At 30.3% G+C, this 5,468-nt stretch carries 4 protein-coding genes; 2 read left to right on the forward strand and 2 right to left on the reverse strand.

Going from position 1 to position 5,468, the window contains the following annotated elements:
• Window positions 1–481: 481 nt before the first annotated feature.
• Window positions 482–1,123, forward strand: a complete 642-nt coding sequence (locus COL3_RS26195) for an undecaprenyl diphosphate synthase family protein (protein ID WP_008425477.1) — start codon at window positions 482–484, stop codon at window positions 1,121–1,123.
• A 213-nt stretch (window positions 1,124–1,336) separates the two neighbouring features.
• Window positions 1,337–1,609, forward strand: a complete 273-nt coding sequence (locus COL3_RS26200) for a DUF1294 domain-containing protein (protein WP_008425476.1) — start codon at window positions 1,337–1,339, stop codon at window positions 1,607–1,609.
• 164 nt (window positions 1,610–1,773) lie between these two features.
• Here the strand turns inward: COL3_RS26200 and COL3_RS26205 are convergent, their stop codons facing one another.
• On the reverse strand, window positions 1,774–3,780 hold the full coding sequence (locus COL3_RS26205; RefSeq protein ID WP_035283703.1) for a carbohydrate-binding protein: 2,007 nt from the start codon (window positions 3,778–3,780) through the stop codon (window positions 1,774–1,776).
• A gap of 452 nt (window positions 3,781–4,232) precedes the next feature.
• A complete protein-coding gene (gene metA / locus COL3_RS26210) occupies window positions 4,233–5,147 on the reverse strand; it encodes a homoserine O-succinyltransferase (RefSeq protein WP_008425474.1) in 915 nt (304 codons plus the stop codon).
• Window positions 5,148–5,468 lie beyond the last annotated feature (321 nt).

The following is a 5,468-nucleotide window of genomic DNA, read 5'->3' on the forward strand; positions in this document are numbered from 1 at the left end:
CCTTTGGCTTTTCAAAAATAAAATGTTTAAGAAATTACGAAGTAAAAAGTGAAAGCCCAAAAAGTGATGCTCCAAATTTTATATTTGGTTAGCAGAACTCTCTCTTTGAGCTTTTATATTTGGTTACTTGAACTTTCTCTTTGAGCTTCAACCTTAATCATTAATTATTCACCATTCGTTATTCATCACTAATAAAACGTGGCGCAGACACTTTGTTCTTTAAGTTCTTGGTTGAACTCAACAAGTTCCGAACCGTTCTTCGTACTCTTTTCATATGTGAAAAGAACCTAATTGTGCTTCGCACTCTTTTCATATGTGCGTGCTTTTTTCATATGTGAAATGAACTTAATTGCGCTTCGCGCTTTTTTCATCGGTGAACTGAACTCAATTGTGCTTCGCACTTTTTTCATAAGTGTGTATTATTTAGCATTACTTGGTTATACTCTTAAAAGCAACATTAATTTAAGAGGTGAATATAATTATGCGAATACCAAAACATATAGGTATTATTCCTGATGGCAATAGACGCTGGGCTTTATCTAACTCATTGACTAAAGATAAAGGTTATGATCATGGAATAAATCCAGGACTAGAAGTTTTTAAACTATGCCAAAAGGAAAATGTACAGGAAGTAACCTTTTATGGTTTTACTATAGATAATACCAAACGTCCTAGTGATCAAAAAATTGCTTTTACTAAGGCTTGTGTTGATTCCGTTATGCTTCTAACAAAAGAAAATTGCGAAATATTAGTTTTAGGAAATACTGATTCAAATTGCTTTCCTACAGAATTAATACCCTTTACCACAAGAAAAAAGTTTGGCTCAGGCGGAATTAAAGCAAACTTTTTAATTAATTATGGATGGGAATGGGATTTGAATTTATTAAAAAATCATGGTTCTTCAAAAAAGCATATTCAACCATATATTCATTCAAAAGATATTTCTAGAATTGATCTCATAATTAGATGGGGAGGTCGAAGAAGATTAAGCGGTCTACTACCAGTTCAATCCGTTTATTCTGATTTTTATATTTTAGATAGTTATTGGCCTGATTTTAAACAAGAAGATTTTTATAGCGCATTATCTTGGTATAATGAACAAGATGTAACCTTAGGGGGGTGAAATCAGTTATAAGTTGAAAGTTAGAAGTTTAGGAAGAAAAGTCTGCAGACTTTTCCCATTTTTAGAAATCCCTTTTGGGATTTCATCCTTAACTTATCATTTATAACTAATATTATATTTGTTAGTATAAGCATAAATTTCATGGACTTTAATACGTTTATATTCTAAAATAAATTATATTATTAATTAAAATATATTATTGGAGTGAAAATTATGCTTAAAGTTATATTAACATACTTCCTAATTATTAATTTCATTGGATTTATTATTATGCTTGTGGACAAGCAAAGAGCTATTCATAAGGAATGGAGAATACCAGAAAAAACTCTTATAGGAATTTCTATTTTAGGAGGATCTATTGGTATGCTTATTGGCATGTCTACTTTTAGACATAAAACAAAGCATAAAAAGTTTACTGTTGGAGTACCTTTTATACTTCTTATGCAGATTGGCTTAACAATATTATATTTAAAATACTTACCTTAATCTGCTTTAGCTTATTTTGCATTAATAATTAAATTGATCAATTCTGCTAGTTAGACCACTACAATTATTTAAGTTAAATCAAAGGTTAGAGGTTATATACCTCTAACCTTATTAAGTTGAAATACTATATTTTTATAAGTTGTAAATGTTTTTATGAGTTACTTTTATTCTGCTACTGAATAGTTGTAGTTACTAGAATTGTTACTATCCCAAGTGCTTGATTGATTTTTAAAGCACATATTAAGCATATAACTGCCAGATGGCAATGTAATAGTAGCTGCCCATCTTCCATCAGATTGCTTAGTCATTGTAACATCAGATGGAGTAACCCAGCTATTATATCCCCAGTGTAGAGTCATAGAAGTAGCGCTAGATGCTAAACTTCCATTATAATAAACTGTAACACTTTTTCCAGCAGTTGGACCAGGTGTTACTTGTACTGGAGCAGAACTTGAATACACTGGTAAATGCCAATCTTGACTGCTATTATTATCCCAGCTGCTTCCATTAGTAAAATCAAAATCTAATTTTGTAGCTGAAGAAGGAATAGTTACAGTTCCTTCCCAAAAACCATTTGCATCTTTAGTCATTGTAACATTAGTTGGAGATGTCCAGCCATTATATCCCCAATGAAGTGAAACACTACTAGAACTAGCTAAAGAACCATTATAATATACAGTAAAACTCTTACCTTGAACAAGAGTACTACTATCGTAATCTACTTTATAACCAGAAGTTGGTGCATATGTTACACTTCCACCTGTACTTCCACCTGTACTTGTACCATCATTATAAAGTACTACGATTGAATTTGCAGGAATAGTTCCAGAAATTGTTCCATTTGAAACAGTTAGCGTGCAGCTAGAGCTACCATGATTAGTATAAGTTCCATTTGCCAAATTAGTTGATGAACTAATAGTAGTGCTAGAACCATCATTTACGATTAAAGTACCAGCAGTTCCGCGGTCTATTAACATTGTTGTATTATTGTTTGTCCATCTTAAATACTCGTTTTGTCCTACCATTGCATTATGAAAATTATTAATTGCAACTATATCTGCATCTTTCCATAAAGAATCACCTTCACTACCGATTGAACTGGTAGGTCTGTCAAAAAATAAAGGAGTTGCATTAGCACGACCAGCAGCAATTGCCCAGCCCAATTTTCTTTGAGTATCTGTTAAACTTTTACTTGTACCATCTTCATAGGTATCATGAGTTTCAACAAAATCTACTGCCTTATTGGAATCGATTCCGGAATAAGTCGTACCAATTGAACTTAAATTATTAGAAGTAATTGCACTTCGTAAACCGTAACCAAAACTGCTTGCTGTAACATTCATAAATGTTTCATAAGAAGAAACATTATCTACAGTTCCATCTTGTAAGATTTCACCATAAATGAATAAGTTTGATTTATTGTTTAAGTTCCCCAGAACATTGGTCCAATAATTTCCTGCCCATGACTTTCCAGCATCTAATCCTATATTAGTTTCAATATGCTTAGCAGCGTCAAATCGGAACCCATCAGCTCCATCTGTTACACATTGATTTAAAAATGTAATTGCTTTGTTTTGAACTTCGGAATTCTGGGTATTTAAATCTGGCATACCAATTCCTTGTTGTGTAATAGAATATCTGTCACTCCAATTAGTACATTGTCCTAAATTATGATAGTAATTAGTATTTTGGAAACTAGAATCAACTGTAGAATCTAACTGATCTGCATTTCCATTGTTAGCCATATGATTCATTACTACATCCACAATAATTGAAATATTATATTTTTCAGCTTCAGTGCAAAGTGCTTTAAATTCCGCTTCAGTTCCAAGTTGCGCATTACCAACAGATTGATTGGTTGGTTGATATAATAACCACCATTTGCTTGCATCAGTAGAGGAATCTTTAGTTCCTTGAACAGGGGAAACCTGAATTGACTTATAGCCTGCTGCTGCAATATTAGGTAATTCATTCTTTATATTATTAAAAGACCAATCAAAAGCATGTAGAATAACTCCATCCTTAGTACTTGATGGTAAACTAGTTGTAGTATCAGCATAAGCTGCTGTAGATAAAGTATTTGTAGCTATGTTTAATTCCGGAAGCGCAAATACACTTAGATTTAAGATTAGACCAGCTGCCAATAATTTTGATATTAATTTTTTTCTCATTAACATTAATAACACACTCCTACATTTATGATTTTTATTTCAAAGCAACCGTTTGCACAAAAATAAAAACAATTCTTTAATTTATACAAAATTATAAATATATTATCCCTCCCTTTTTTATAATAAAAGTGATTTATTTATTGAGAAACAGTTGATTTTTAGCAAAATATTATAGTTTGAATTGATGCTTTGAGTGTATCAATAGATATTTAGCGTTCATTGGTAGGATAAATAGGACAAATGCTGCTACGATATTACTAAATTTTACGAATACGTTTTCTTGACCTTTTTAAACATATTATATCACATATGTAATATTATTCAATATAAAAATGCAAAATATGTTAAATTTTTAATTCGATACCACGCAAAAAAGTGTGATAGTAAAATTAATAGCTATCACACTTGTTTATATTTCTTCATTTGAAGTTATTTGTATATAAAAATAACTTTTAAAGTTTATTAAGATCATAAGGTGTATTTTGATATACACAGTAATTCAACCAATTTCCAAAAACAATACTTGCTGGACCTCTCCATATATATAGAGGTCTTTCATTTACATCATCATTTTTAAAATAATTTTTAGGTAAAGCTATATCATCGCCTTTTTCTTTATCTCTTATATATTCATCTTTTAACGTATTTCTATCATATTCCATATGACCAGTTACAAATACATTTCTTCTATCCTTCGTTGCTACAATAAATACCCCAGCTTCTTCAGACTCAGATAGAATTTCAAGTTCTGAAATTTTTTCTATATCTTCGCGTTTAACTTCAGTATGTCTTGAATGCGGTGCATAAAATACATCATCTAATCCCCTTGTAAGATCAGCATTTTCATCATTTACCCAGTGCGAAAATACTCCAAACATTTTTTCTTTTAAATCATATTTAGGTATATTGTAATGGTAATATAACCCTGCCTGAGCTCCCCAGCAAATATAAAAAGTTGAAAACACATTGGTTTTGCTCCATTCCATTATTTCAGTGAGTTCTTTCCAATATGTAACATCTTCAAATTCCATCTGCTCAACTGGAGCACCTGTAATTAATAATCCATCAAATTTTTCTTGCTTTATGTCATCAAAATAGCTATAAAATTTATTTAAATGTTCTGATGGCGTATTATGAGATACATAACTCTTAGTTTGAAGCAATGTTATTTCCACTTGTAATGGTGTATTAGATAAATATCTTAATAATTGATTTTCTGTTACAATTTTTTTAGGCATCAAATTAAGAATTGCTATTTTTAACGGTCTAATATCTTGAGTATTCGCTCTTTCGTCATTCATAACGAATATATTTTCATTAGATAAAACTTGAAATGCAGGCAATTCTATAGGAATTTTTATTGGCATGCCTAAAGCCCCCCCTCGATTTAAATATTTCTTCTTTGAAATCATTATTTAATTATTTATAACTATAATTATTATTATATCAAAATTCTATGCCTTATCAACATTAGAAACTTAATATAAGTTCCTTAAATTAATTTTTCTTAATGTTATTTGCATTAATTTAGATATTAAGGGAAATTAATATAAATATATGCTATTCATGCTTATTTACATATTCAGAAGTCAATTGGATGTGTTTATGTTATACTTATGGGTATAGACACCAAACATTATAATTTGACTTATTATATGAATATCCTTACATATTTACTAAATCTTCAT

This window comes from Clostridium sp. LS, from assembly GCF_002760435.1.
Lineage (GTDB): Bacteria > Bacillota > Clostridia > Clostridiales > Clostridiaceae > Clostridium.

Bases quoted from the DNA above. Each gene is read 5' to 3' on its own strand.
- COL3_RS26195 (WP_008425477.1), top strand. From the start codon at position 482: ATGCGAATACCAAAACATATAGGTATTATTCCTGATGGCAATAGACGC.
- COL3_RS26200 (WP_008425476.1), top strand. From the start codon at position 1,337: ATGCTTAAAGTTATATTAACATACTTCCTAATTATTAATTTCATTGGA.
- COL3_RS26205 (WP_035283703.1), bottom strand. From the start codon at position 3,780: ATGAGAAAAAAATTAATATCAAAATTATTGGCAGCTGGTCTAATCTTA.
- metA (WP_008425474.1), bottom strand. From the start codon at position 5,147: ATGCCAATAAAAATTCCTATAGAATTGCCTGCATTTCAAGTTTTATCT.